General features: G+C 68.0%; 17 protein-coding genes. 10 read left to right on the top strand and 7 right to left on the bottom strand.

The features are described 5' to 3' along the window. Nucleotides 1-104: 104 nt before the first annotated feature. The 4 genes from HU735_RS14280 to wecB are packed head-to-tail and all read right to left on the bottom strand — an operon-like array spanning nucleotide 105 to nucleotide 7,268. Nucleotides 105-944 carry a DUF4434 family protein gene (locus HU735_RS14280; protein WP_186714021.1) on the bottom strand — a complete coding sequence of 280 codons (840 nt, stop codon included), beginning with the start codon at nucleotides 942-944 and terminating at the stop codon, nucleotides 105-107. Further along, a complete protein-coding gene (locus tag HU735_RS14275; RefSeq protein ID WP_186714020.1) occupies nucleotides 944-3,946 on the bottom strand; it encodes a phage receptor in 3,003 nt (1,000 codons plus the stop codon). Before HU735_RS14275 ends, HU735_RS14280 begins: the two co-directional genes overlap by 1 nt. Next, the gene (nrfB, locus tag HU735_RS14270) at nucleotides 3,943-6,117 is read right to left on the bottom strand and encodes a cyclic di-3',5'-guanylate-activated glycosyltransferase NrfB (protein WP_186714019.1); all 2,175 of its coding nucleotides are present in this window, start codon (nucleotides 6,115-6,117) and stop codon (nucleotides 3,943-3,945) included. Before nrfB ends, HU735_RS14275 begins: the two co-directional genes overlap by 4 nt. Next, nucleotides 6,114-7,268 carry a UDP-N-acetylglucosamine 2-epimerase (non-hydrolyzing) gene (gene wecB / locus HU735_RS14265; protein ID WP_186714018.1) on the bottom strand — a complete coding sequence of 385 codons (1,155 nt, stop codon included), beginning with the start codon at nucleotides 7,266-7,268 and terminating at the stop codon, nucleotides 6,114-6,116. The genes nrfB and wecB overlap by 4 nt, the downstream gene beginning before the upstream one ends. A 315-nt stretch (nucleotides 7,269-7,583) precedes the next feature. On the opposite strand from wecB, the gene HU735_RS14260 reads away from it, so the two are divergent. Continuing rightward, entirely contained in the window at nucleotides 7,584-8,021 is a 438-nt protein-coding gene (locus HU735_RS14260; protein ID WP_050705876.1) for a PACE efflux transporter, read from the top strand. Nucleotides 8,022-8,111: 90 nt separating this feature from the next. Beyond that, complete coding sequence (locus HU735_RS14255; protein ID WP_186714017.1) at nucleotides 8,112-8,864, top strand: helix-turn-helix transcriptional regulator; 753 nt, start codon at nucleotides 8,112-8,114, stop codon at nucleotides 8,862-8,864. Here HU735_RS14255 and HU735_RS14250 read toward each other — a convergent pair. After that, on the bottom strand, nucleotides 8,834-10,264 hold the full coding sequence (locus HU735_RS14250; protein ID WP_186714016.1) for an efflux transporter outer membrane subunit: 1,431 nt from the start codon (nucleotides 10,262-10,264) through the stop codon (nucleotides 8,834-8,836). The genes HU735_RS14255 and HU735_RS14250 overlap by 31 nt on opposite strands. A gap of 16 nt (nucleotides 10,265-10,280) precedes the next feature. After that, on the bottom strand, nucleotides 10,281-11,033 hold the full coding sequence (locus HU735_RS14245) for a LuxR C-terminal-related transcriptional regulator (RefSeq protein WP_186714015.1): 753 nt from the start codon (nucleotides 11,031-11,033) through the stop codon (nucleotides 10,281-10,283). Nucleotides 11,034-11,451: 418 nt separating this feature from the next. On the opposite strand from HU735_RS14245, the gene HU735_RS14240 reads away from it, so the two are divergent. Further along, nucleotides 11,452-17,796, top strand: a complete 6,345-nt coding sequence (locus HU735_RS14240; protein ID WP_186714014.1) for a non-ribosomal peptide synthetase — start codon at nucleotides 11,452-11,454, stop codon at nucleotides 17,794-17,796. Between the two features lie 98 nt (nucleotides 17,797-17,894). On the opposite strand, the gene HU735_RS14235 is transcribed toward HU735_RS14240, so the two are convergent. Further along, on the bottom strand, nucleotides 17,895-18,539 hold the full coding sequence (locus tag HU735_RS14235; protein ID WP_186714013.1) for a metalloregulator ArsR/SmtB family transcription factor: 645 nt from the start codon (nucleotides 18,537-18,539) through the stop codon (nucleotides 17,895-17,897). A gap of 310 nt (nucleotides 18,540-18,849) precedes the next feature. On the opposite strand from HU735_RS14235, the gene HU735_RS14230 reads away from it, so the two are divergent. Genes HU735_RS14230 through ribD form a run of 7 tightly spaced genes read left to right on the top strand, consistent with a single transcriptional unit; the run spans nucleotide 18,850 to nucleotide 25,782 of the window. Continuing rightward, on the top strand, nucleotides 18,850-19,893 hold the full coding sequence (locus HU735_RS14230; RefSeq protein ID WP_186714012.1) for a methyltransferase: 1,044 nt from the start codon (nucleotides 18,850-18,852) through the stop codon (nucleotides 19,891-19,893). Beyond that, on the top strand, nucleotides 19,893-20,786 hold the full coding sequence (locus tag HU735_RS14225) for a VOC family protein (protein ID WP_186714011.1): 894 nt from the start codon (nucleotides 19,893-19,895) through the stop codon (nucleotides 20,784-20,786). The genes HU735_RS14230 and HU735_RS14225 overlap by 1 nt, the downstream gene beginning before the upstream one ends. A 56-nt stretch (nucleotides 20,787-20,842) precedes the next feature. Next, complete coding sequence (locus tag HU735_RS14220; protein ID WP_186714010.1) at nucleotides 20,843-21,853, top strand: SUMF1/EgtB/PvdO family nonheme iron enzyme; 1,011 nt, start codon at nucleotides 20,843-20,845, stop codon at nucleotides 21,851-21,853. Between the two features lie 34 nt (nucleotides 21,854-21,887). Continuing rightward, nucleotides 21,888-22,484: a GTP cyclohydrolase II RibA gene (ribA, locus tag HU735_RS14215; RefSeq protein WP_028691687.1), complete on the top strand. Its 597-nt coding sequence runs from the start codon at nucleotides 21,888-21,890 to the stop codon at nucleotides 22,482-22,484. A gap of 23 nt (nucleotides 22,485-22,507) precedes the next feature. Further along, entirely contained in the window at nucleotides 22,508-24,199 is a 1,692-nt protein-coding gene (locus HU735_RS14210; protein WP_186714009.1) for a WD40 repeat domain-containing protein, read from the top strand. A 12-nt stretch (nucleotides 24,200-24,211) separates the two neighbouring features. Continuing rightward, the gene (locus tag HU735_RS14205) at nucleotides 24,212-24,871 is read left to right on the top strand and encodes a class I SAM-dependent methyltransferase (RefSeq protein WP_186714008.1); all 660 of its coding nucleotides are present in this window, start codon (nucleotides 24,212-24,214) and stop codon (nucleotides 24,869-24,871) included. After that, nucleotides 24,868-25,782 carry a bifunctional diaminohydroxyphosphoribosylaminopyrimidine deaminase/5-amino-6-(5-phosphoribosylamino)uracil reductase RibD gene (ribD, locus tag HU735_RS14200; protein ID WP_186714007.1) on the top strand — a complete coding sequence of 305 codons (915 nt, stop codon included), beginning with the start codon at nucleotides 24,868-24,870 and terminating at the stop codon, nucleotides 25,780-25,782. The genes HU735_RS14205 and ribD overlap by 4 nt, the downstream gene beginning before the upstream one ends. The last annotated feature ends 205 nt before the right edge of the window (nucleotides 25,783-25,987 follow it).

Below are 25,987 nucleotides of genomic sequence, written 5' to 3'. Positions count from 1 at the left end.
CATGCCGGCCCTATCGCGGGGCAAGCCCGCTCCCACAAAGGCTGGATGGTGGTATGCGTGGGAGCGGGCTTGCCCCGCGATGACATTCGATCAGGCGGTTGGTTTCAATCCCTGGAAAGCGTCCCCTTGGCCCAAGGCCGGTAGCGCAGGTCGAACACCGCTTCGGCGTGGCAGCCTCCGCTCAGCACCGGCTGCGCCGGTTGCGCACGGAAGGGTTGCCCCGGCTGGCTGACCTGGCGAAACGCCTCGCGCACGATACCCACCCGGCAGGGCAGGGCTTGTTCGTAGCCCTTTCGCACCAGCGGCGCCAGGCGACCGGTACCGGCGCCGTCCTGCCACCACACGTTCAGGCCAAGGCTCGCCAGCTGGTCCAGCCACGCGCCATTGACCCGTGGCGACAGCTGGCCGGCGCTGAAGGCGCTGATATGCAGGGGCTTGTCCAGTTGCCGGTTGAACGCCTGCAACTGCGTGTAGAGCGCATCGCGTCTGGCCGCGTCGCGAAAGTGCAGGTCGTCCAGCTCCAGCGGCAGGTACCAGCCGGACACCGGCAACGCCCAGTCGGCCTTGAGCTGCTGGTACTGGGTGAGGGAACGGCCCAACTGCGCCTTGAAGTAGCTGTTCAGGCCTTCGCCATCGAGCTGTTCGAGTCGCTGGTAGTAGGCCGGGTCCATGTACAGCCCCAGCACCAGCTCCAGCCCCTGGGCCCGCGCCTCGCGCAGGCTGCCGGCAAGCCAGCCGTGGGCGCCGCCGAAGTCGCTGTCGCCGTAGGCGCTCCATTGCACGATCAGGGTCTTGCCTCCTTGGGCCTTGGTGGCGCGCCACAGTTGTTGCCACTGGGCTGGCGTGACGTTGGCATCACGGTTGAGCGGCTGGTAGAACAGGCGCTGGTCGGCCTGGGCGGGCAGGCACAGGGCGAGCAGGCAGATGGCCAGGAAGGTACGCATCAGAAGTTCATCTCCACACCCAGCAGCACGCCGTTGGCGCGCTCGTAGAGGTTGCCGCCCAGCGCCTGCTGGTACTCGGCGCGTACTTTCAGCGAGCCACGGTAGGCGTTGTAGCGGTCGTCGTCGAACCACCACTGCCAGCGCACGCCGACCCCGGCGCGGGCGTCCTGGCGCCAGTCGTTGCTCGGGTCCTGGCTGGAGAACTCGAGGAAGCCGTAGGGCATGATCGTCTGCGGTGATTGGCTGGGCAGTTTCCAGGCATGGCCCTGCTGGAAGCGCGACAGCCAGGCATGATCGCCGGCCCGGGTCCACCAGGCGGCGTCCAGATAAAGGAAACGCTCGTCCCAGTCGTCTTCGTCGATGCGCCAGTCATTGCGGTACCGGCCCTGATCGAGGAAGGATGCGGTGGCACGCAGCAGCAGGTCGTTGCTCGATTCGGCGTTGTGGCGCAGGTCGCCCCAGTTGCCGCCGACCTTGGCCGGGCTGAGCAGCTCGCCCAGGCTCAGGCCGCTGTAGTGCGTGCTGTCGATCTGGCGCTGGTGGTAGAGCTCGGCGTACAGGTTGAGGTTGGCCTGGCCGAGCGGCTTGTAGCGCAGGCCGACGCCGGTGCCCATGCTCTGGGCATAGTCGGTGCGGCTCTGGCCACCGAACAGCACGCGGCCATACACCGACAGGGTGCTGCCGTTGCGGCTGGGCTCCTCGCCCAGGGCGTGGTCCCACATCGCCAGTTGCACGTTCTGCGATTGCGCCCGGCGCGAGCTGCCGGCGCGCGCGCCGTTGTCGAGGAACTTGTCGTTGGTCGAGGTGCCGGCTGGTGACCAGGTGCTGGCCAAGGTGATGCTGTCGCGGCGCGACAGGGCTTCGTGGGCGCGGCGCTGGCGGTACTTGCGCGCCTCCAGGCTGCCGTACTCGTCGTCGCCGTCGACCAGGTTGCGCTCCACGTCCAGCACCCGGCGCAGTTCGCGGCGGGCCGAGGCGCTGTCCTCGGCTTCGTCGTAGCGCAGGGCCAGGGTCTCGCCCAGGCGGTAGTCCTCGGGGAAGTCGCGGGTGGCGCGTTCCAGGTAGGGAATGGACTGGCGGCGTTGCTGCTTGTCCGCCGAGCCGGCCAGGCGCATGCCGTAGTCGGCGCGGTAGCGCGGCTGGTCCGGCGCCAGGCGCACGGCCTCGGCCAGCCAGGCCGTGCTCTGGGCGCTGTCGCCGGCCTGCTGGGCGGTGCCGGCGGCGGCGTAGTAATGATCGGCGCGCGGGGTATGGCGCAGGGCTTCGCGCTGGAAGGCGAGGGCCTGCTGGGCGTCGCCCTGGTGCTGGGCAATGGCGGCGCCCAGGGCCCAGTCGTCGGCGTTGCGGTGCGCGGCCGCGTCCCAGTGGCGGCGGGCGGCATTGGCGTCGTCGGCGTTCAAGGCGCCACGCGCCGCGGTCAGGCGAGCATTGTCGGTCCAGGCGTCGGCCGGCAGGCTGTTCCAGATCGGCAGAGCCGCCTCGGAGTCGCCCGAGGCCTCCAGCGCGTAGGCCAGGGGCAGGCGGCTGCCGGTGTCGCCCAGGCGTTCGGCGGCCTGGTAGTAGACCACGGCTTCACCGGGCTGGTCGGGCATGGCACAGCGGCCCAGGGCGCGATACTGCCCGGCTTCGCTCGGGGTGGCCGGGATGGCCTTGCGCACCGCGTCACACTGGCCGGCCTCGGCCAGGCGGGCGAGCAGCTGGCCGCGGGTGGCGGCATCCACGCGTGGTACCAAGGCGAGCATGCGCGGGGTGTCCAGTGGGCCGTCGTTGCGCGCATAGAGGTTGCCCAGGCGTTGCAGCAGCGAGGGCGTCAATCGGCCCTGGCGGCGGTCGTAGGCGTTCTCCAGCAACTGCCGGGCGTGCTCGGTCTGGCCACGCTCGAGCAGCATGAACGTGGCTTGCTCCAGCGCCGCGAGATCACCGGTCTGGCGGTAGCGTTGCTCCCACTGCGCCGCCGTGCGCGGTTGCGGTGGTTGCGCGGGCTCGCCGTACAGACGTTGCTTGAGGATGGCGTAGCTGCGTGGATTGTCGTTTGCCTGGCACTGGCCGAGCTGTTCGCGGGCCAGCTTCAGGTCCTTGTGCGACAGCCAGTCGACGGTCTCCAGGCACGGACGCTGCAGTTCGTTGCTCAGCTGGCGCACCAGCGCCGCGTCGTCGCCCTCGCGGGCGAGCTCCCAGAGTTGCCGGCGTTGTTCGGGATGCTGCAGTTGATCGGCCGGCAGGCTCTGCAGCCAACGCTCGGCCTGCTGGTTGTGGCCCATGGCGATGGCGCGGTTGGCCATGGCCAGGCGGGCGTGGGTCGCCGCTTCCTGGGACGGTGCGCTGGCCAGCAGCTTGTTCAGGCCTTTTTCATCGACCTGCTGGATGTAGGCGTTGGCCAGCCGCTGCCAGTCCTGCGGCGGCAATTCGCCCTTGTCGGCCAGCGGTTGCAACTGGTCGATGGTCTCGCCCCAGTTGCGCAGTTGCTCGGCGAAGTTGGCCCGGGTCATGCGCAGCACCATGCCGTCGTCGCGCACCGGCAACTGGTTGAGCCACTCCAGCGCCTTGCCCGCGCCACCGAACTTGGCCAGGCTGACGCTGTAGGCCTGCCACAGGCGTACCCGTTGCTGGCCCTGGCTGTCGGCCAGCCAGGCCTCCACCTGGCTCGCCGCGGGCGGGTCCTGCTCGATCCAGGTCAGGCGCAGTTCGAGCAGGGCGTCGGCGTGCTCGGGGTTGTCGTCGAGGTCCTCGGCGATGGCCTCGGCCTCCTTGTAGCGGCGCTGATGAGCCAAGGCCTCGGCCAGCAGGGCGCGGGCCTCGTTGTTGTTGGGCACGCGCCCCAGTACATGACGGGTCAGGCGCTCGACCTCCGCCCAGTTGTCCTTCTGCGCCTCCCGGTAGCCACGCTCCATGAAGGGGTAGCTGGTGAAACGCTGGAAGTCGGTCATCGGCTTGGTCGGCGCGGCCAGGGCAGAGGTGCACAGCAGCAGGCTGGCGAGGGTCAGGGAAAGACGGGGCGTCATGCCACCTCCCGGGTCAGTTCATAGGCGGCCTGCTGTTCGCTGGCCTGCTCGGCGAGGGCTTGCTGCAGCACCTCTTCGGTGATGATGCCGCGGGCGATCAGGTGTTCGCCCAGGCTCTGCTGCTCGGGGTTGAAGTCGATCAGCGCCTGGTTGAACAGGGTCGCCGGCACCATGCCGCGCACCTGCAGCAGCGTGCCGAGCATCACCTGGTGGATGCCGACCTGCTCCAGCAGCGTGGGGTCGTCCTGATGGCGTTCGAGCACCGCGAGCATTTCGCGGGTCTCGGGCTTCTGCCAGGGGCTCGGGTAGTGGTAGCGCAGGCCCAGGGTGACCCGACCCTGCGGCGCCAGGCGGGCGCGTACCGGGCGCTTGAGCTGGCGGCTGATCACGCCGAGCGAGACCTGGCTGACCGGGCTCTCGCTGGCCAGCACCAAGGTGTCGCCGTCTTCTTCCACCGGCAGCACGCCGTAGTGGGTGGCGAGCTTGCGCGGCAGCTTGGCGATCAACGCAGGCTCAATCTTGAACGGGTTCAGCGGCGCCCAGGGCAGGTCCAGCTGCTCGGCCAGGGTCTCGACCAGTTGCTCGCTGCTCAGCCAGCCGCGCAGCAGCAACTCGCGACCCAGGCGCCGGCGCACCGGGCTGGTGATGGCCTGCTCAAGCTGAGTCTCGGTTATCAAGCCTTTCTCAACCAGGCGCTGGCCCAGCGGTGTGCGCGCAGGCGCGGCGAGGGCGGGGAACTCGTGGGTGGTCTTGTCCCAGGCCACCCGCCGCGAATCGCCCATTTCCATCACCTGGCGCAGGGCGCGCAGGTTGGCGAAGAAGTTGACGAAGTTGCTCCACATCATCCGCGGCGCCGACAGCAGGCCCTCGAAGATGCCGTAGTAGCGGGTCACGAACCAGAAACGCTGGAACAGGCGGTTGAACAGCAGCAGGCCGTTGAGCCACAGCAGCGTGCTCAGCAGCGTGCTGTCGCTGAGGATCGACATGAAGCGCCAGGACTCCGGCGCGATCACCGTGACCAGCCACATCGCCAGCAGCACCAGCAACAGCAGGTTGACCAGGAAGCTCAGCAGGTAGGCGAACAGCCCACGGCGGTCGCGCCAGAGGAAGTAGTTGAGCGCGCCCTTGCGGCTCCAGCCGAGGTTGCTGGTGCCCTGGAACACGATGCCGACGATCCACCGAGACTTCTGCCGGATGGCGTGCTGCCAGTCCCTGGGGAAGTGCTCGCGCACGCAGATCACCTGGGCGAACTCGCGGCTCATGCCGGGGCGCCAGTCCTGCTTGAGGGCCAGCGCCGGGTCGGTGATGGAGTAGCGGGCGAAGATGCACTTCATGCCTTTTTGCTTGAGACGAAAACCGATGTCGTAGTCCTCGGTCAGGCTCTGCACATCGAAGGCGATGCCGTCGCCGTCCTCGAGCAGGGCGCTGATCGCCCGGCGGCTGAAGCAGGTGCCGACCCCGGCGCTGGGCACCTGGCCGGTGAGCGCTTCGCGCACGATCACGTCCTTGCCGTGGTTCTCGGCGAACTCGTCGACATAATGGCCGGCGGTGAAGCCTTTCCATTCCGGTGCGTAGGGGTACACCGGGATCTGGATCATGTCCTTGTTCGGCAGCAGGTAGTTGAACAGGCGCAGTTCCATCGGCGAGATGACGTCTTCGGCGTCATGCAGGATGAACCCGGCGAACTCGATGCGCGCGTCCTGCTGGAAGCGCAGGATGGCGTCGATGATGTTGTTCAGGCAGTCGGCCTTGCTGGTCGGACCGGGGCGGGCGCAGACCACCTTGTGCACGTTGGGGTAGTGCAGGCACACGGCATCGACGTCGGCCTGGGTCTGCGGGTCGTTGGGGTAGGTGCCGACGAAGATCTGGTAGTTCTCGTAGTCGATGGTCGAGGCCGCCAGGCGCGCCATCTCGCCGACCACGCCGACCTCGTTCCAGGCCGGCACCATGATCGCCAGGGGTTTTTCCGGCACCTCGAACAGGCGCTTCTCGTCGGCTTTCTCGAACTTGTCGTAGATCCGGAAGCGCCGGATCAGCTTGCGGCCCCAGTAGCACAGGTCGATGAACAGGTCGTCCAGGCCGAGCACGAACATCAGTGTCGCCAGGATGATGGCAAGGATCTTCAGGCCGAACAGGACATAGGTGAGGAAATCGATGAAGGCCAGGCTCATGCGTTGTCCCGCGCGGCGGATTGTTCGGCGAACCAGCGGCTCAGGCGTTCGGCGATGCGCTCGCTGGCGTGGCCGTCACCGAAGGGGGTGAACACCTGCGCCATGCGCGCGTAGGCGACCGGGTCGTCGAGCAGCTGGCTGGTCTCGTGGACGATGCGCTCGGTCAGGGTGCCGACCAGCTTGACCGTGCCACCCTTGAGCACGGCGGGGCGCTCGGTGACCTTGCGCAACACCAGCACCGGCTTGCCCAGGGCGGGCGCCTCTTCCTGCACGCCGCCGGAGTCGGTGAGGATGATATGCGCGCGGTTCATCAGCCAGACGAAATGCGGGTAGTCCTGGGGCGCGACCAGGTGGATGTTGTCGCGGCCGGACAGCACGCTGTACACCGCGTGCTGCACCTGCGGGTTGAGGTGCACGGGGTAGAGGAACTGCACGTCCGGGTAGCGCAGGGCCAGCTCGGCCAGGGCCAGGCAGATGCGTTCGAAGCCGCTGCCGAAGTTCTCCCGGCGGTGGCCGGTGATCAGCACCATGCGCTGGTCGTCGCGCAGCACCTTGAGCGGGGACTCGGGCGCGGGACGCCAGTTGTCACGGTGCAGCTTGTCGCGCATCCACAGCAGGGCGTCGATCACCGTGTTGCCGGTGACCTCGATATGCTCGGGCGGCACGCCTTCGCGGATCAGGTTGGCGTCGGAGTCGCGGGTGGGGGTGAAGTGCAGGTTGGCAAGCACGCCGGTCAGGCGCCGGTTGGCTTCCTCGGGCCAGGGCTGCTGCAGGTTGCCGGTACGCAGGCCGGCCTCGACATGGCCGATGGGGATATGCCGGTGGAAGGCCGCCAGCGAGGCGATGAAGCTGGTGGTGGTGTCGCCGTGGACCAGGACGATATCGGGCTTGACCTGCTCGTAGGCGCGGTCGAGCTTGTCCAGCAGGTCGCGGGACAGGCCATTGAGGGTCTGGTTCTGGGTCATCACCTGCAGGTCCTGGTCGACCGTGAGGCCGAAGGCGGTGAGGACCTGTTCGAGCATTTCGCGGTGCTGGCCGGTGGAGCAGATATGCAAGTCGACCTCGGGCCAGTCGCGCAGGACGCGGGCCAGCGGGGCCATCTTGATCGCTTCAGGGCGGGTACCGAATACCATCATCACGGTGTAAGCCATCGTGTAGTTCCTCGTTCGATTCCCTGGACGAAGTTGTACGACGTGTCGCCGCTTGCCAGTCATAGATACAAGCAGTCGATCACGGGGTTGTCCAATGCGCGGCCTGCGCCGGACGGTGCGGTGCAGGCGCTGGCGGAAGAGCCACGGAGGCGGGGGTCGTGTCGGCACTGTCGAGGCCGAACGCCAGGGAGGGGTGGTGCGGAAACGTTTATGCTAGCTTTTCTTGATTGAACGGTCAGTCAATAAAGTATTTCCGGCTTTTTCTTACAGTCTTCTTCTTGTAGCTTTGTAGGTCTTTTCTTCAGGGAGCTGAACATGCAAGGCAAGGCGCGCAAGGTTGTCCAGGCCATCCTTTACGAGGCCATCGCCGTGGCCTGCGTGGCGCCGGCGCTGGAGCTGGCATTCGGCGCCGGCATGGCCCAATCGACGGTGCTGTCGATCCTCATGTCGGGCATCGCCATGAGCTGGAACATGGCCTACAACTGGGCGTTCGAGCGCTGGGAGGCGCGTCAGCACCAGCGCAGCCGCACCTTCCTGCGACGCCTGCTGCATGCCCTGGGCTTCGAGGGCGGGCTGGTGCTGATTCTGCTGCCGCTGGTGGCCTACTGGCTGGACATCGGGCTGTGGGCGGCGCTGGTGACCAACCTGGCGTTGTTCGTGTTCTTCTTCGTCTATGCGTTCGTGTTCCAGTGGGGGTTCGACAAGGTCTTCGATGTACCAGTGTCGGCGCAGGAAGTGGCCAAGGGGTGCTGACACCGGGGCTTTCTCCCACAAGCCACCGGGATTCCCCTCAGCCCTGCGCATCGCCAATAATCCCTGTTCACCCTAGCCAGACCCGCACAGATGCCGCGCCCGATCATCCTGCCGCTCGCCGAGAACTATCGCCATGGCGAGCACATCGCCCCGCACTGCCATGACCGTGCCCAACTGATCCACGCCATCAGCGGCGTGGTCACGGTCAGTGCCCGTGAAGGCAGCTGGGTGGTTCCCCCGGGACGCGGGGTGTGGGTGCCGGCGGCGGTCGAGCACGAGCTGCGCATGGCCGGCGTGGTGCGCATGCGCACCTTGTTCGTCGAACCCGACGCGCGCCCGGACCTGCCGCGCCAGTGCCAGGTGATCGAGATCTCGCCGCTGTTGCGCGAGCTGATCATCCGCGCCATGGACATCGCCCCCGACCACCCGGCCCAGGGGCGCGAGGCGCGGATCATGCAGCTGATCCTCGACGAGCTGCGCGTGCTGCCGGTGTTCGCCTTGCATGTGCCCAGCCCGCACTCGACGCATCTGCAAGGCCTGTGCGACGCCCTGCGCCAGGCACCGTCCGAGGACTGGAGCCTGGCCCGCGCCGCCGCCCACAGCGGCCTCAACCCGCGCACCCTGACCCGCGCCTTCCAGCGCGAGACCGGCCTGAGCCTGGTGCAGTGGTTGCGGCGCATGCGCCTGCTGGCAAGCCTCGATGCCCTGGCCGCCGGACAATCGGTGCTGGAGGTGGCGCTGGACCTGGGTTACGACAGCCCCAGTGCCTTCAGTGCCATGTTCCGTCGCACCCTCGGGGTGTCGCCGTCGGTCTATTTCGGCAGGGCCGCCGAGCGCTGGTAGGCCAGCCCCGGCGACGCCTCCCAGCCGCCGCCCAGCGCGGTGAACAGGTTCACCTCGGCCAGCAACTGCGCCAGGCGGTCGCTGATCAGGCCCTGTTGGGCGCTGAACAGCGAGCGCTGGGCGTCGAGGAAGGTCAGGCTGCTGTCGATGCCGGTGCGGTAGCGGTTCTCGGCCAGGTCGTGGTAGCGCTGGCTGGCCTCCACCAGGTCGCGTTGGGCCTGCAACTGCTGCTGATAGGTGCTGCGCGCCGCCAGGCCGTCGGCCACTTCCTGGAAGGCGGTCTGGATCGACTTCTCGTAGCGCGCCACTTGCATGTCCTTCTGCAGTTTCGCGTAGTCGAGGCTGGCACGCAGGCTGCCGGCGTTGAACAGCGGCAGGTTGATCTGCGGCTGGAACAGCCAGGTGCCGCTGCCGGCGTCGAACAGGTCGGCCAGTTCGCGGCTGCTGCTGCCGGCGTTGGCGGTCAGGCTGATGCTCGGGAAGAACGCCGCCCGCGCCGCACCGATATTGGCGTTGGCGGCCTGTAGTTGGTACTCGGCCTGGCGGATGTCCGGGCGGCGTTGCAGCAGGTCGGCGGGCAGGCCGGCGGGCACCCGGGCGATCTGCTCGTCGGCCAGCGGCAACGCCGGCAGGTGTTCGTCGACCTGCGCGCCGACCAGGCGCTGCAACTGGTTGAGGTCCTGGGCGGCCAGGCGGGTGTAGCGCGCCACGGCAGCGCGGGTGCTGTCGACGCGGGTGGTGGCCTGGATCTGGTCGAGCGCCGACAGGGTGCCGGTGCGGCGCTGGCGCTGGGTCAGGCGCAGGCTCTTCTCGTCGGCCAGCAGGGTCTGGCGTGACAGGGCCAGCAGCTCCTGGTCGGCGCGCCAGGTCAGGTAGGCGCCGGCGACACTGCTGAGCAGGCTGAGCTCGGCGCCACGTCGGGCCTCGTCGGTGGCCAGGTAGTTGAGCAGGGCCTGGTCGCTGAGACTGCGCAATCGACCGAACAGGTCCAGTTCGTAGGCGCTGATGCCGACGGTCGCTGATTGCTGGCTGCTGATCATGCCTTCGCCACCGGTGCGCCGCCGTGGCAGGTACTGGCGCGTGCCCTGGGCATTGGCGGCGATCTTCGGCAGCAGTTCGGCGCGCTGGATGCGGTACTGGGCGCGGTAGGCCTCGGCGTTGAGCACGGCCACGCGCAGGTCGCGGTTGTTGACCAGCGCAGTGTCGAGCAACTGGCGCAGCACCGGGTCGTGGAACACCCCGCGCCAGTCGCCGGTCACGTCCGTGGCGGGCCGCCCGCCACGGTAGGCGACGCCCGTGGGGTACTGCTCGGCGCTGGGCGAGAGTGGACGCTGGTAGTCGGGGGCGAGGCTGCAACCGGTCAAAACGAGAGCGAGCAAGGGCAGGGTGATTCGCGGCATGACAGGGTCTCTGGGATCAGGTGCCGGCCATCCAGCGGGCCAGGCCATGGCGTCCGCTGACGCCGAGCTTGGCGGTGGCGCGTTTCAGGTAGGTCTCGATCGAGCTGTTCTTCACATTCAGGCGCTGGGCCATCTGTGGCACGGTGCCTCCGGTGAGCAGGCCGATGCACACTTCCTGCTCGCGGCTGGACAGGCGGATCGCCTCCTGCTCCAGACGCTCGGTGAAGACCTGGCGCAGCGAGCCGGCCTCATCCGCCAGCAGGCTTCCCGGTCGGCGCTGGGCCGCCTGCAGGAACAGCTGGGCGTGGTGCTCGACCAGTGGCAACAGGGTGTCGGACAGGCGCTTGAGCAGCGACAGTTCGGCCAGGGAGAACATCCGCTCGCTGCGTTGGCGATGACAGCAGATGACCCAGCGCCGGTCGCCGCTGCGCGACACCAGGTTGCACTGGTGCACGGGGGCGTTTATCTGGATCAGCAAGGGGTCTTCCATGCGCATGATGCTTTGCAGCAGGGGATGGCGCAGCTGCGCCTGCGCGGGCGTCGCCTCGGGCAGGCCGGCGCTGCCCAGCACCTTGACCTGGCGGATGCTGGCCTGGTCGCTGTCGAGGGTCCATTCGCTGAGGTCGAGTCGATGAATCGGCACCTGGTCGTCGATCAGCTGGAACATCTGTTCGGCGAAGGTGGCATCGCCGGTGCTGGCAACCAGTGCGCCCAACTGCAGGTACAGGTGCGGGTCGTGGCGGTGTTCGAGGCTGTCGATCAGCTTCATGTCGTTGTCTTCCTTGATCCGGTAACGCGGTGGGTCTCGCGGTCGAGTCCTCTCTGTGCTGGGGCTTGGCGCTATTGAATAGCAGGCTCCGAGCCTGCGTCTGTAGCGGAAAGCGGGGACAGGAAATGCCAATTAATCCGACAAGAAAAGTCGGTATTTTCCCGGGCTCATGCACTCTGAATCGATGGATTGTCGGACAATTGGCGCCAGAAACCGGCCAGATCGCCGGCGATTGCCACGCCGGCTGACAGGGGTAGGCAGGTACCGGCTGCCGACTATCGTCAATTTCCTACAAAAGATTCAGCAGGCTTAGGCGGAGCGAAAAGGTACCGGCCAATGTCCGGGTTTGGGGGGCCATACAGGGCGTGGGGTGGGTGCTTGAATCCGCGAACGATCCCGTTTCAAGGAAGACCCGCCCATGGCCGTCGCCGATAGCTTCCCCCTGACCTGCGCCCAGCGCGACATCTGGCTGGACCAGATCAGCCACGGCGACTCGCCGCTCTACAACGTCGGCGGCTATCTCGAATTCGACGGCGCCGTGGACAGTGGCCTGCTGCGGCGCGCGCTGACGCATCTGGTCGCGCTTCACGACGGGTTGCGCACGGTGCTGGTGCGCGAGGCGGGGGATGATGGCGTGGCCCGCCAGCGCTTTGTGGCCGGTTTGCAGGTACCGCTGGACGAGCACGACCTGCGCGGGCAGGCTGAACCCTTCGCCGCTGCGCAGCGTCTGGCCAAGACCTTGCTGCAACAGCCCTTCGCCCTTGAAACCGGACCGTTGCTGCGCATGGCATTGCTGCATGTGGGTGCCGGGCGCAGCCTGCTGATGTTGCAGGCCCATCACCTGATCCTCGACGGCTGGGGCCTGGAGCAGTTGCTCCACCAGCTGGGCCAGTACTACGGTCTGCTCGAGCAGGGCCTGGCACTGCCGGACACGGCCCCGTCCTACCGGACATTCATCGAGGATGACCTGGCCTACCAGGGATCGGCCCGCCAGCAGCGCGATCTTGCCTATTGGCAAGGCCGTTACCCGCAACTGCCCGATGCGCTGCTGCGGCCCAGGGAACAGGGCCTGCCGCCAGGTGCCACGCCCAGCCATGCGCTGGAGCGCAGTTTCGACGGCGACCTGCTGGCGCGCATGCAGCAACTGGCCGACGAGCTGCACGGATCGGTCGCCCATGTGCTGCTGGCGGCCTTGCACGTGTGCTGTGCCCGGGCCTGGCAGCGGGACGACTGGGTGGTCGGCCTGCCGGTGCGTAACCGTGGCAATGCGCGGGCCAAGGCGACCCTGGGCATGTTCGTCCAGGTCAATGCCTTGCGCATGGACTTCGGCCGGCATTTGAGCTTCGCCGAGCTGGTGCGCGGTATCGGCGATGCCCTGCGGCGCGACCTGCGCCACCAGCGCCTGCCGCTGAGCGATCTCAAACGGGCTTTAGGGATGTCCCGCGAGGCGCGGGGACAGTTGTTCGAGATCACCGTGTCCTACGAGGAAGAAGGCCACGACCTGCGCTATGGCAGCCTCGGCGCCCACAGCGTCAAGGTATGCAACGATCACGAGCCGACGCCGTTGTCGATCTATCTGCGCAGCAACCCGCACAATGGCAAGGCCTGGCTGCACCTGGTGTACAACCAGGCCTGGCTGGCCCCCGAAGAGGTCGAGGTGTTCACTGCGCGCCTGCTGCATGTGCTGGCCCAGGGGCTGGAGCGGCCGCAGGCGGCCATCGACGACTACGACTTGCTGTTGCCCGACGAGCACCAGCGCCTGCGGCTGTGGAATGCCACGGCCAGCGCCGCCCAAGGCCCGGCCCTGATCCATCGGCGCATCGAGGCCCAGGCCGCGCTGCGCGCCGAGGCGACGGCCGCCGTGCACGAGGGGCGCCACCTGAGTTATGCCGAGCTGAACAACCGCGCCAACCAGCTGGCCACGCAACTGCTGGCCCTGGGCGTGGTGCCGGAGCAACGGGTGGCCGTGGTCGCCCGGCGTGGCCTGGACACCCTGGTCGGCCTGCTGGCGGTGCTGAAAGCAGGTGCGGCCTATGTGCCGATCGATCCGGCGCACCCGGGCGAGCGCTTGCGCTACCTGCTGGAAGATTGCGCGCCGAAGGTGGTGCTGACCCAGTCCAGCCTGCGCGAGCGCCTGCCGGCCATCGATGTGGCGGTGATCGAGCTGGACCGCCTGCCACTGCCCGCGACGGCGGTCGCCGACCTCGAGGTACCGGGGCTGTCGGGTTCAAGCCTGGTCTATGTGATCTACACCTCCGGCTCCACCGGCCAGCCCAAGGGCGTGATGATCGAGCATCGCATGCTCGCCAACCTGGTCGACTGGCACTGCGAAGCCTTCGACCTCCATCCTGGCAGCGCCACCTCCAGCCTGGCAGGCTTCGGCTTCGATGCCATGGCCTGGGAGATCTGGCCGACCCTGTGCGCCGGCGCCACCCTGCACCTGGCGCCGGTGGGCGAGGGCGGCGAGGACATCGACGCGCTGCTGCGCTGGTGGCGCGCCCAGCCACTGCAGGTCAGCTTCCTGCCCACGCCGGTGGCCGAGCACGCCTTCGCCCAGGGCGAGCCGCATCCCACCCTGCGCACCTTGCTGGTCGGCGGCGATCGCCTGCGTCGGTTGGCCCGCGAGCGAGGCTGGCGGATCATCAACAACTACGGGCCGACCGAGGCCACGGTGGTGGCCAGCGCGGGCGAGGTGCGTTCGGGCCAGGTGCTGCATATCGGCGCGCCGGTGGCCAATACTCGCCTGCATGTGCTCGATGCCCAGGGCCGGCAACTGCCGATAGGCGCCGTCGGTGAGCTGTACATCGGCGGTGCGGGTGTCGCCCGCGGCTACCTGAATCGCCCCGACCTGACAGCCGAGCGCTTCCTCGACGACCCGTTCACCCCGCAGCACGGCGCCCGGATGTACCGCACGGGGGACCTGGTGCGCTGGTTGCCCGACGGCACCCTGGAGTACCTGGGCCGTAGCGACGACCAGGTCAAGATTCGCGGCGTGCGGGTCGAGCTGGGCGAGATCGAGAGCGCGCTGGCCAGCCACCCGGCCGTGCGCGAGGCGCTGGTGCTGCTGCGCGACGGCCAGCTGGTGGCCTGGTACCTTGGCGAGCAGGCGTCGACCCCGTTGCAGTTGCACGAGCACCTGCGCAGCCGCCTGCCGGCCGTGTTGCTGCCGAGCGCCTATGTGGCGATGACGGCCTGGCCGTTGACCACCAATGGCAAGCTCGACCGCCGCGCCTTGCCCGCGCCGGGCAGCGAAGCCACGGTACGGCGCGCCCACGAGCCGCCCCAGGGCGAGCTTGAGCAGCGTCTGGCCGCGCTGTGGGCCGAGTTGCTGGAGGTGGAGCAGGTCGGGCGGCACGATCATTTCTTCGAGCTGGGCGGCCATTCGCTGCTGGCGGTACGCCTGATCGAGCGCATGCGTCAGGCGGGGCTGCAGGTCGATGCCCAGGTCCTGTTCGGTCAGCCGACCTTGGCGAGCCTGGCCGCATCGCTTGGCGACGCCCCGGCGCAGACGGTGCCGGCCAGCCGCGTGATCCCGGGTAGCCAGCGGATCACGCCCGAGATGCTGGCCCTGACCCGCCTCGACCAGGCCAGCATCGACCGCATCGTCGACAGGGTTCCGGGCGGGGCGGCCAATGTGCAGGAAATCTACCCGCTGGCACCGTTGCAGGAGGGGATGCTGTACCACCATCTCACCGAAGACCGTGACCCGTACCAGCAACAGGCGCTGTTCGCCTTCGCCAGCCAGGCTGCGCTGGAGGCGTTCAACCGCGCCTTGGCCGGGGTCATCGAGCGTCACGACATCCTGCGTACCAGTCTGGCCTGGGACGGCCTGGCGCAGCCGCAGCAAGTGGTGTGGCGCCAGGCCTGGTTGCCGCTGAGGGTGCTTGCGCCCGCTCCGGGCGACGCGGCCACCCGGCTGCGCGAAGAGGGACTGCGGCTGGACCTGCGCCAGGCGCCGATGATGGCCCTGGCCTGCGTCGAGGACAGCGCGCGGCAGCGCTGGCTGGGGCTGTTGCACTTCCACCATCTGGTCAACGACGCGGTCTCGGTGCAGGTGCTGCTGGCCGAGCTGGCGACGCTGATGGCGGGCGAGGGACACACGCTGCCAGCGCCCGTGCCGTATCGTAACTACGTTGCCCTGAGCCGCGACGAGGCCAGGCAGGCGGGGCATGAAGCCTTCCTGCGCGAAGCCCTGGCCGGGGTGGACGCGCCACCCAGGCTGGCCGGCATGGGCGAGGGCGCGCAGGCGCTGGCCAATGTCGAGACCTGCGCCCTGACTGTTCCTGAAGACTTGGCCACGGCCTTGCGCCAGCGCGTGCGTCAGCACGACGTCGGCCTGGGCAGCCTGATGCACCTGGCCTGGGCGCAGGTGCTGGGAGCCTTGGGCGGTCGCGACGAGGTGCTGTTCGGCACCGTGCTGCTGGGCCGGGTAATGGCGGGCGAGGGCGCCGAGCGGGCGCTGGGCATGTTCATCAACAGCCTGCCGTTGCGGGTGTCGCTGGCCGGTCGTGATGTGGGCCAGGCGCTGAGCGCAATCCACGGCCAGCTGGCGGCGCTGCTCGGGCACGAGGATGCGCCGCTGGTGCTGGCCCAGCGCTGCAGCGGCCTGCCCGCCGGGGTGGCACTGTTCGACAGCCTGCTCAACTACCGGCATGGCGCCGCGCACGACGCTGTGGCGCTGCCTGGCGTGACGTTGCTCGATGCCAGCGAGGTGCACAGTCACGCCCTGGTGCTGACTGTGGACGAGCAGGGCGACAGCCTGCGGCTGAGTGTGCGGGCACCTCGCGAGCTGGGCGCCAAACGGGTGCTCGGGCATGTTTGCTGCGCCCTGCAGGCGCTGGCCAACGCCCTGGTCAGCGAGTCTGCGGTGGCGCTCCAGTCGCTGTCGACCTTGCCGGAGACGGAGCGCGTCTATCTGCTGGAGACCCTCAATGCCACCGAGGTGGCGCTGGATCCCGCCTATCCGCACCTGCCTGCGCTGTTTGCCGCCCAGGTGCGACGCACGCCGGATGCCGTGGCGCTGCAGAGCGAAGAGACGCAGCTCACCTACCGCGAGCTCGACGCCCAGGCCAATCGCCTGGCCCATCACCTGATCGGCCTTGGCGTGCGGCCCGACAGCCGGGTCGCCGTGTGCCTGGAGCGCGGCGCCTCGCTGATTGTCGGCCTGCTCGGCGTGCTCAAGGCCGGTGGCGCCTATGTGCCGCTGGACCCCGGCTACCCCGACGAACGCCTGCACTACATGCTTGCCGACAGCGCGCCCCTGGCACTGCTGGTGCACGGAGCCACCCGCGGCCTGTTCGAGGGCCTGTCGACACCGCTGGTGGATCTGGATCACGGTGACTGGCAGGCGCACGACGACCATGCGCCGCAGCTGCCGGAACTGGGTGGCGGGCACCTGGCCTATGTCATGTACACCTCGGGCTCGACCGGTACGCCGAAAGGGGTGATGGTCGAGCATCGTGGGTTGTGCAACCTGATGCGCTGGGGCAGCGACCTGTGCCCGCCGCAGGCCGACGACGCGCTGCTGCAACGGGCGCCGTTCAGCTTCGACGGCTCGGTGTGGGAGTTGTTCTGGCCGCTGTGCGCCGGCTTGCGCCTGGTGCTGGCACGCCCCGACGGGCACCGCGATCCGGCCTATCTGGTGCAGCTGATCCAGGCGCGCCGGGTGACCACCGTCAAATTCGTCCCGGCCCTGCTGCAGGCGTTTCTCGACACCCCGGGCGTCGAGCGTTGCAGCAGCCTGCGCGATGTCTTCTGTGGCGGCGGCGAACTGACCCTGGCGCTGGCGCAACAGGTGCGCCAAGCCTTGCCCCAGGTGCGCCTGCACAATGTCTATGGCCCCACCGAGGCCACCGTGGACAGCACCGCCTGGACCCTGGAGCCGCACCAGCCGTTGCCCGCCGTCGCCCCGCCGATCGGGCGGGCGATCGGCAATACCCGGCTGTACGTGCTCGATGCCCATGACCGTCCGGTGCCCGTGGGGTGTGCCGGCGAACTGCATATCGGCGGCATTGGCGTGGCCCGCGGCTACCTGGGCTTGCCGGCGTTGCAGGCCGAGCGTTTCATTGCCAGCCCGTTCGTGGCCGGCGACCGCCTGTACCGCACCGGCGACCTGGTGCGCTATCGCGCCGATGGCGAGCTGGAATTCCTCGGGCGCAACGACTTCCAGGTCAAGCTCAATGGCCTGCGCATCGAACCGGGCGAGATCGAGGCGCTGCTGGCGGCCCATTCGGCCCTGGGCCAGGCCGTGGTTATGGTGCGCGAGGAGCGCCTGGTGGCCTATGCCAGCTGTCGTGATGGCCATGTCGCGCCGACGCTGGAAGCGCTGCGTGCGTACCTGTCGGCGCGCCTGCCGGCCTACATGGTGCCCTCGGCCTACGTGCTTCTGGACGAGCTGCCGCTGAGCCCCAACGGCAAGGTCGATCGTCGCGCCTTGCCGGCGCCGGGCGTGGAGGCGGTGATCAGCCGGGCCTTTGAGGCGCCCCGGGATGAGCTGGAACAGGCGCTGGCGCAGATCTGGACGGAGGTACTGAAGATCGAGCAGGTCGGCCGCGATGACAACTTCTTCGAGTTGGGCGGGCATTCACTGCTGGCGGTCAGCCTGGTGGCGCGCATGCGCCAGGCCGGGCTGCATGCCGATGCGCGCCTGCTGTTCAGCCAGCCGACCCTGGCGGGCCTGGCAGCCAACACCCGGCGTGAGCAGGAACAGGTGGCGATTGCGCAGACCACCATTCCAGCGCTGAAGGGCAGGCGGCGGATCTGATGAGTAACCTGGCGAGGAGGGGGAGTGGGCTAGCCCCGCGAGGCGTTGCATGGCACCGGCTTCGCCGGTGATCGCGGGGCTAGCCCGCTCCCACGCTGTTAGATCGGCGAAATGCGATAGACGCAGCGCCGATCCCCCGAGATCAGGTGCTCGCAACGCTCCACCAGCCCGTGTTCGCCGATCGCCGCCTGGAATACCTGCAGTTCGCTGCGGCAGAACCCCTGGCAGCGGGTGGCGGCAATGCAGATCGGGCAGTGGTTCTCGACGATCAGCCAGTCGTTGCCGTCGGCCTGCATCTCGGCCATGTAGCCGGCGCGCTCGCGCAACTGCACGAGGATGCGCACCTTGTCCTCCAGGCTCTGGCCATCGGCGCAGGCCTGCTGGTACTCACGGCTGTTGCTGTCTTCCATGCGGCTGATCAGGCGGTCGACCCCGTCGCTGCCGAACACCTGCTCGACGCTCTCGATCAGTTGCAGGGTCAGCACGCTGTGGGAATCGGGGAAGCGGCGCTGGGCAGCGGCGGTCAGTGCCCATTTCTGCGAAGGGCGCCCGGCGCCCTTGGCCGGCACGCTGATGCCGCTGATCAGGTCGGACGCCTGCAGCTTCTGCACCTGCTGACGGGTGGCCTCGAAGGTGATGGCGAGCAGTTGGGCCAGGTCGGCGGTCTTGAGCGGCCCGCGGGTCTTGAGCAGGAACAGGATGCGGTCGGCGGTGCAGTTGGTATCAACGGTGGTCGAGGTCATGGAGCGCTGGAAACCGGGCGTGAATGAACGGATCGGGCACTCTCCTGGGCCATCCTTTGCGCAGGCAAGTGGGCGAAGGATAGCCCGGATTCGCGGTGAATTGTGCAAGAGTAACGATTATCGATAATAAAATTTATATGCGATAAAAATATAAAAGGTATTAGTTGTATTTATTGAGTCCGCGTCTAGGCTGAATTGCGGAGCCTGTGCTTGCCGGTCCCAGGGAGGGGTGCGTGCAAGTCAATCGACACCTTGCTGGCAAATGCCGGGCATGGGCTCACCCACAATAACTCGACAGGGATGTGAGTGCATGAACGCCCAGAAACCCGTGACCATCTATGAACACGCCGACGAGCTGAACAGTCTGCAAGGCGTGGTCGACCTGGTGAAGCTCTCTGACCAGTACCGCCAGTCCGCCATTCTGCATTCGGCGCTGGCCCAGCGTGTGTTCGACCACACCCGCCAGCCGGTCAGCGCCCAGGCCCTGAGCGATGCGCTGGGTTGGGTGCCGAACAAGGGCCGCATCTTCCTCAACGCGCTGGTGGCCATGGGCCTGTTGAAGCGCACCGCCCAAGGTTTCGAGAACCTGCCGCTGAGCCAGCGTTTCCTGGTCAGCGACAGCGCCGAGTTCATCGGCCCGATCATCGATCACCAGCGCCTGCAGTGGCACAACTGGCCGCGCCTGGACGAGGTGCTGCGCAGCCGCACCTCGCTGGATTTCCAGCAGGAAAACCGCTTCAAGCACGACCTGGCGGCCCGCGACGCCTTCAACGATGCCATGGTCCGCTTCAGCCAGCCCATGGTCGATGTGCTGCGTGACCTGCCGCTGTTCGACAAGGCCCAGCGGGTGATCGACCTGGCCGGTGGCCACGGCACCTACCTGGCCGAGATCGCCAGCCGCAATCCGCAAGTCAAGGGTGAGGTCTGGGACCTGGAACCCACCCGCGAGGCGGCCGCGGCCACCTTCGCCAAGTACCGCCTCGACAGCCGCCTGGGCTTCCATGCCCGCAACCTGCTGGACCTGGCACAGTACCAGGGCGAGCGGGCCGACGTGGTGATGCTCAACGACTGCCTGCACTATTTCACCCGCGAGCAGGTGCGCACCCTGATCGCCGGCGCCGCCGGCATGGTCGAGGGCGACGGCGCGCTGCTGGTGCTGAGCATGGCCCTGGAGGATGACGAGATCCATCCGGCGCTGTCGGCCGACTTCTCCCTGCACATGATGCTCAACACGGTCAACGGCGAGCTGCACCCGACCCGCTACCTGATCGACAGCATGGCGTCGGCGGGGCTCACCGTGGAGCAGGAGCCGATCGGCCGCTACACCCTGCTGATCGGACGGAGGGCTGCCTGATGCTGCGCTTGTTGGCATTGCATGCCGCGCCGCTCGGCGACGCGGCGGCCCAGGCCCTGGACAGCCTGGGCAGCGCCGCGGCGGCGGCGGGTTTCAGCCTGCAGGTCAGCCAGAAGCCGGCCGGCCAGGGGCCGGTGGACGCGGTCTGCCTGCTGCTCGACAGCGCCACGCCACCGGCGGCGCTGAACACGCTGCTCAACGAGGCCAGCGGGTTGTGCCGCAACACCGCGCTGGTGCTGGTCCGCGTGCAGGGCGCATTGGCGCAGTTGCCGTCTGCCAGCGGCGTGATCGCCCAGTGGCAGCAGGCGAGCCAGGGCTTCCTCTATCCCTACTCGCTGGATATCGGTGCCGGGCAGGCGCCGGAGCTGGCGATCAAGGACTGGCTGGCGGGCTTTGCCAAGTTCGCGGCCGCGACCAAGCTGTGGCGCTCGCTCGACGGCCTGGGGCTGGACGAAGCGGCGCGGGCCGCACAGCGCCCCGAGATGAACCACGTCAATATCCTCACCCGCGACCTTGAAGCCTCCAAGGCGTTCTACAGCGACATCCTCGGCGCCAACTACTGCTACAACCTCGGTCCGCGCAAGGCGGTGATGGAGCTCAACGGCTTCGACTTCTTCATCGAGCAGAGCGAGTCGTTCAGCTACCCGACCGGCTACCACATCGGCGTTCGGGCGCTGCCCGAGGATGTGCGGCGCATCGCCGAGCAGGTCACCGCCACCGGCACCATCAAGCTGGTCAAGGGCAACGGCCCGGCACCGGGCTATCACCATGGGCCGGACAACGTGCGCAGCGCCGTCTACTTCGAGGACCCGGATGGCCTGGTGATCGAAGTCTACAGCGCCGAAGTGGAGATGATCGAAAGCAACCCTCGGTTGCTCCTCGACCGCCTCTGATCCCACGTCGTCGCAGGCCTGCCGTTTGGCAGGCCTGTGCCCAGGCAGGTATTTGCATGAACAGCTACAAACAGTGGCATTGGCCACGGCTGCCCAGCCCGCTGCCCAAGGATGTCAGCGACCGGGCATTGATGGGTTACCCAGCGCACTACCAGGAGCATCCGTTGCAGGCGCAAGTCGCCACGGCGCTCGACGATCTGCTCCAGGCACCGCTGGATGTCCTGCTGACGCTGCTCGAGCAGCCACGCCAACCCCTGGCCCGGCGCATTGCCGCCGGCGAGGTGCTGGCATTGCGCGGCGATCCGCGCATCGACACCTTCGCCCCGCAGATGATCGACATCCCTGCGGCGCGGGTGCACATCGGCCTCGACCCGCGCGCGGTCGGGCAGGTGATGGACCAGTTCGACGGGCTCGGCCTGGACCGCAGCTGGATCGACAAGGAGACCCCGCGCCACGCAGTGGAGCTGGCGGCGTTCCGTATCGCCCGCTTCCCGGTGACGCACCAGGAGTACCGCCAGTTCCTGCTCGACAGCGGGCATGCCGGCATCCCCGACGGCTGGGCGTTCGGCCGCTACCCGCGGCACCACGCCAATCACCCGGTGTACAGCGTTTCGGCCAGTGACGCCGACGCCTACGCCCGGTGGCTCAGCGAACGCACCGGCCGACGCTTTGCCCTGCCCAGCGAAGCGCAGTGGGAGTACGCCGCCGCCGGCCCCGAGGGGCGCCAGTTCCCCTGGGGCGACGCCTACCAGGTCGAGCAGGCCAACACCGCCGAGCTGGGCTACCTGGACAGCACGCCGGTCGGCGTGTTCGTCGACGCTGCCTCGCCCTTCGGCGTGCTGGACATGGCCGGCAACGTCGAGGAGTACGTGGCCGAGGACTACCGGCCATACCCCGGCGGCCCGCAGATCGAGGACGACCTGGTGCTCGATGTCGGCACCCACCGCGTGGCCCGCGGTGGCAGCTTCACCCGTTTCCGCGACCTGGCGCGCACCGCGCGCCGCCACGGGCGTTACCCGCGACCGATCTACGTCATGGGCTTTCGCCTGGTTGAAAACCACAACTGAGCTGTTCCGTCTTCCGTGCAAGAGGTCTGATTCCATGAACAAGGATGTTTCGCTTCACACCATCGTGCCGATTTCCATCCTCGGCGGCGACGTCGACGCCCATTTCTTCGGCTTCCACGGCTTCGAGCGTGACCAGGAGCACTTCGCCGTCGGCATCGGCCGCGAGCAGTGCGACGTGCCGCTGGTGCGGGTGCACTCCGAATGCATCACCGGCGATGTGTTCGGCTCGCAGCGCTGCGATTGCGGCCCGCAGTTGCAGGAGGCGCTGCGCACCCTCAAGGAGGTGGGCGGCTACCTGATCTACCTGCGCCAGGAAGGGCGCGGCATCGGCCTGTACTCCAAGTTCGAGGCCTACCTGCTGCAGGACAAGGGCCTGGACACCTATGAAGCCAACCTGCGCCTGAACCACCTGGCCGACTCGCGCTCGTTCGATCCGGCCGTGCAGATCCTGCGGGCCCTGGGCGTGGACCAGTGCCGGTTGCTGACCAACAACCCGGAGAAGGTCGCCCAGCTGCGCGCCGGCGGCATCGATGTGATCGAACAGGTACCCACCGGGGTGTTCCTGACCAATCACAACCGCAACTACCTGCAGGCGAAGGCCGTCAAGTCCAGCCATTCGATCAAGCTCTGACTCCAGCGAAAAAGGATCTTTCGATGAAACACATTGGCCCTATCAGCGGTATCGCCGCCCATGCCGCGCGCTTCGTCGCCACCGCCGGCTACGACAACCAGGTAATCCTGTGGAACGCCGCCACCGGCGAGCCGATCCACCGCGTGCACCACGACCACCTGGCCAACCAGTGCGCGTTCAGCAGTGACGGCAAGTACCTGGTCAGCGCCAGCAGCGACTACACCGCGCGCATCTGGGAAGTGCCGAGCATGCGCCTGAAAGCCGTGCTGCAAGGGCACAACGACGACGTCGAGATGGCGGTGTTCTCGCCCGACAGCCAGCGCGTGGCGACCTGCTCGCGTGACCATGTGCTGCGTATCTTCGACCTCGACGGCGTGCAGCTGCAGGCGTTCCATGGCCACCAGGCCGACGTCATCTCGGTGGTCTGGTCGCCGGATGGCGAGCGCCTGATCTCCAGCAGCGACGACGGTACCGTGCGCCAGTGGGACACCCGCAGCGGCCAGCAATGCGACGAGGTGGACATCGGCGGCGTGGAAACCGACACCATCGCCATCACCCGCGAAGGCGTGGTGTTCGCCGGGGACGACGAGGGGCGCATCTCGATCATCGCCCAGGGCCAGGTGCAGACCGTGCCGGCCCATGCCGCGGGGATCAAGCGCATCGTCTGGAACGACGACAAGCGCCTGCTGGTGAGCCTGAGCTACGACCGTTCGGCGATCCTCTGGACCTTCGACGCCGGGCGCAACCTGGTCAAGCGCCGCAGCACCGCGCTGCCGAGCATTGTCTGGCCGCGCAGCTGCGCCTTCGTCGGCGACGAACAACTGGTGTTCGCGACCTTCGGTTCGCGCTATGCCACCTGGAACTACGAGCAGGACCAGTGGCAGGTGTCGGGCATCGAGCCGGCGGTGAGCATCAACGCCGTGGTGCGCAGCGACGAGCGCCAGTACAGCATCGGCGACGCCGGCATCCTGCACCGTGACGACCAGCCGGTGACCAGTGTCGGCAGCCTGTGCAACTTCCTCCTGCCGTTCGGCCCGCTGCTGCTGACCGGCGGCCAGATGGGCCAGGTGTTCGACGGCCTGTCCGGGCGCATGCTGTACCAGCACCGTTCGCCGCTCAACTGCGGCGCCACCTTCGTCAGGAACGGCGAGGACCTGGCGCTGATCGGCACCTATACCGGCGAAGGCCTGGTGTTCGGCCATGACGGCCAGGGTGGACTGCGCCTGGTGGCGTCGATCCCCATGCACGACAACGCGATCAAGGGCGTGGCCGCCGACGAGCGCCACCTGTTCAGCGTCTGTGCCTCGGCCGATGCCGCGTTGCACAGCATCGAGGATTTCAGCAGCGTGCGGCATATCGAGGGGGCGCATACGCGCATTTCCAATGGCTGCTGCCCGATCACCGGCGGCTTCGCCAGCATCGGTCGCGACCTCAAGCTGCGCCTGTGGCTGGAGACCGGCGACGAGGTGTTCGATTCGCCGCACCAGCACTCGATCAAGTGCATCGCCGCCTCCGGCGATGGCCGGGTGATCGCCACCGCGGCCTACAACGGTACCGTGGCACTGTTCGACCTGGCCTCGCGGCGCTGGCTGCCCATGCAGCGGCCGACCGCCAGCGGCATTTCCTGCCTGACCCACGACGCCGTCAGCGATGCCTTCCTGGCCAGTTCCTATGACGGGCGCATCTACGGTATCGACGCCCGCCTGGCGTCCTGAAGGAGCAGCACGATGAGCAAGCAAGCAAGCGACTTCATGGCCCAGGGCGATTACCGCAAGGCCCTCGACACTTCGTTCGTGCACCGCTACAGCCATGGCGAGGACGAGTGGTCGTGGGACATCGGCATGATCCAGGCGGCCCAGGCCTTTCTCGAGCGCCTGGACCCACGGGCCGACCAGCATGTGCTGGACATCGGCGTGGGCCGTGGCCGTGACGCCTCCACCTTCATCCTCGCCGGGCACCGGGTCACCGGGCTGGATATCGTCGAGAACTCCAGCTGGCCATTGCTGCGCAAGCGCTGGGGCGATCGCCTGGACCTGGTGAACAAGGCCATGCAGGACTGGCAGCCGGTGCCGGGCACGGTGTTCGACGCGGCCCTGGACAATGGCTGCTTCCACCACCAGCACCCGGATGAGTGGGCTGCGTACCTGGGCCATGTGCGCCGCCTGCTGCGCCCTGGCGCGTTGGTGGGGCTGAACGTGTTCGGGGTCGATGCGGCCCATCCCCAGCCGGGCTGGCGCGAGATGGACAACCAGCGCCAGGGCTACTTCTTCACTGACGACGGCATCCGCCAGACCCTCGAGGCCCATGGCTTCACCTGGCAGGGACTGGAGGTGATCGAGCGCCAGCATGGTGAGGCCCGCTACCTGCTGGCGCTGGTCCGCACGTGAGTGCGATCGATCGCCATTACCTGGACATGGCCCTGGCGCTCGCCAGCCAGGGCCTGTACAGCACCATGCCCAACCCGCGGGTCGGCTGCGTGATCGTCAACGCCGGGCAGGTGGTAGGGCGCGGCTGGCATCAGCGCGCCGGCCAGGCCCACGCCGAAGTGCACGCCCTGCGCGAGGCGGGCACGGCGGCACGGGGGGCGACCGCCTACGTGACCCTGGAACCCTGCGGCCACCATGGACGCACGCCGCCATGCGCCGATGCCCTGGTGGCGGCGGGGGTAAGCCGGGTGGTCACGGCCAGTGGCGATGTCTCGCAGAGCATCGGCGCGGATCGCCTGCGCGAGGCCGGTATCGCGGTCGAGGCCTTGCCTTGTCCACGGGCGCGGGCGCTCAATCGCGGGTTCTTCTCGCGCATCGAGCGCCAGCGCCCGTGGGTGCGGGTGTTGCGTCCGGCGGCGCTGGAGATCGGCGCGTTGGGCGAGGGTGTGATGCTCAGCCATTGCGACGAGCAGACGCCCCTGGCGCACTGGCGGGGCAGGGCTTCAGCGTTGCTGACCACTTGTGACTGGGTGAAGGCCTGCGACACCTCGCTGGTGGCGCAGGTCGCCGGGCAACGAGCCGAACCGGTGGTGCCCTTGCGGGTACTGCTCGACCCGGGGCTGGACTGCCCGGCGTCGGCCAAGGTGCTCGACGGGCGTGCGCCGACGCTGGTGTTGCATGGGGCGCAGGCGAGGCGGGACGGTCGGTATGCCCGGGCGCGTTGCAAGGTGCTGGAGGATCCCGGTGTCCTGCAGGTGTTACAGGCGCTGCATGAGCTCGACTGCAACGAGGTCCAGGTCGAGGCCGAGCCGGCGTGGTGCGAGGCCCTGGCGCGCCAGGGGCTGGTGGATGAGTGGTTGGTGCAGGTTTGAGGCCTTCCTGAGCGCTGTACTATCCCTGTGGGAGCAACCGTCTTGCTCAGGCCCCTCAATCTGGCGCGATCTCTGTGGGAGCGGCCTTGTGTCGCGAAAGGGCTGCGCAGCAGCCCCTATTGCGGTGAAACGCTGAAATTACCGGGGCCGCTTCGCGGCCCTTTCGCGACACAAAGCCGCTCCCACAGGGATATGCGTAAGCCCC

Origin of the sequence: Pseudomonas sp. BW16M2 (assembly GCF_014268865.1) — a bacterium.
GTDB lineage: Bacteria > Pseudomonadota > Gammaproteobacteria > Pseudomonadales > Pseudomonadaceae > Aquipseudomonas > Aquipseudomonas peradeniyensis.
This window is presented reverse-complemented; position numbering and strand designations above follow the sequence as displayed.

Coding starts and splice junctions, on each gene's coding strand:
- HU735_RS14280 (WP_186714021.1), bottom strand. CDS start 944: ATGCGTACCTTCCTGGCCATCTGCCTGCTCGCCCTGTGCCTGCCCGCC.
- HU735_RS14275 (WP_186714020.1), bottom strand. CDS start 3,946: ATGACGCCCCGTCTTTCCCTGACCCTCGCCAGCCTGCTGCTGTGCACC.
- nrfB (WP_186714019.1), bottom strand. CDS start 6,117: ATGAGCCTGGCCTTCATCGATTTCCTCACCTATGTCCTGTTCGGCCTG.
- wecB (WP_186714018.1), bottom strand. CDS start 7,268: ATGGCTTACACCGTGATGATGGTATTCGGTACCCGCCCTGAAGCGATC.
- HU735_RS14260 (WP_050705876.1), top strand. CDS start 7,584: ATGCAAGGCAAGGCGCGCAAGGTTGTCCAGGCCATCCTTTACGAGGCC.
- HU735_RS14255 (WP_186714017.1), top strand. CDS start 8,112: ATGCCGCGCCCGATCATCCTGCCGCTCGCCGAGAACTATCGCCATGGC.
- HU735_RS14250 (WP_186714016.1), bottom strand. CDS start 10,264: ATGCCGCGAATCACCCTGCCCTTGCTCGCTCTCGTTTTGACCGGTTGC.
- HU735_RS14245 (WP_186714015.1), bottom strand. CDS start 11,033: ATGAAGCTGATCGACAGCCTCGAACACCGCCACGACCCGCACCTGTAC.
- HU735_RS14240 (WP_186714014.1), top strand. CDS start 11,452: ATGGCCGTCGCCGATAGCTTCCCCCTGACCTGCGCCCAGCGCGACATC.
- HU735_RS14235 (WP_186714013.1), bottom strand. CDS start 18,539: ATGACCTCGACCACCGTTGATACCAACTGCACCGCCGACCGCATCCTG.
- HU735_RS14230 (WP_186714012.1), top strand. CDS start 18,850: ATGAACGCCCAGAAACCCGTGACCATCTATGAACACGCCGACGAGCTG.
- HU735_RS14225 (WP_186714011.1), top strand. CDS start 19,893: ATGCTGCGCTTGTTGGCATTGCATGCCGCGCCGCTCGGCGACGCGGCG.
- HU735_RS14220 (WP_186714010.1), top strand. CDS start 20,843: ATGAACAGCTACAAACAGTGGCATTGGCCACGGCTGCCCAGCCCGCTG.
- ribA (WP_028691687.1), top strand. CDS start 21,888: ATGAACAAGGATGTTTCGCTTCACACCATCGTGCCGATTTCCATCCTC.
- HU735_RS14210 (WP_186714009.1), top strand. CDS start 22,508: ATGAAACACATTGGCCCTATCAGCGGTATCGCCGCCCATGCCGCGCGC.
- HU735_RS14205 (WP_186714008.1), top strand. CDS start 24,212: ATGAGCAAGCAAGCAAGCGACTTCATGGCCCAGGGCGATTACCGCAAG.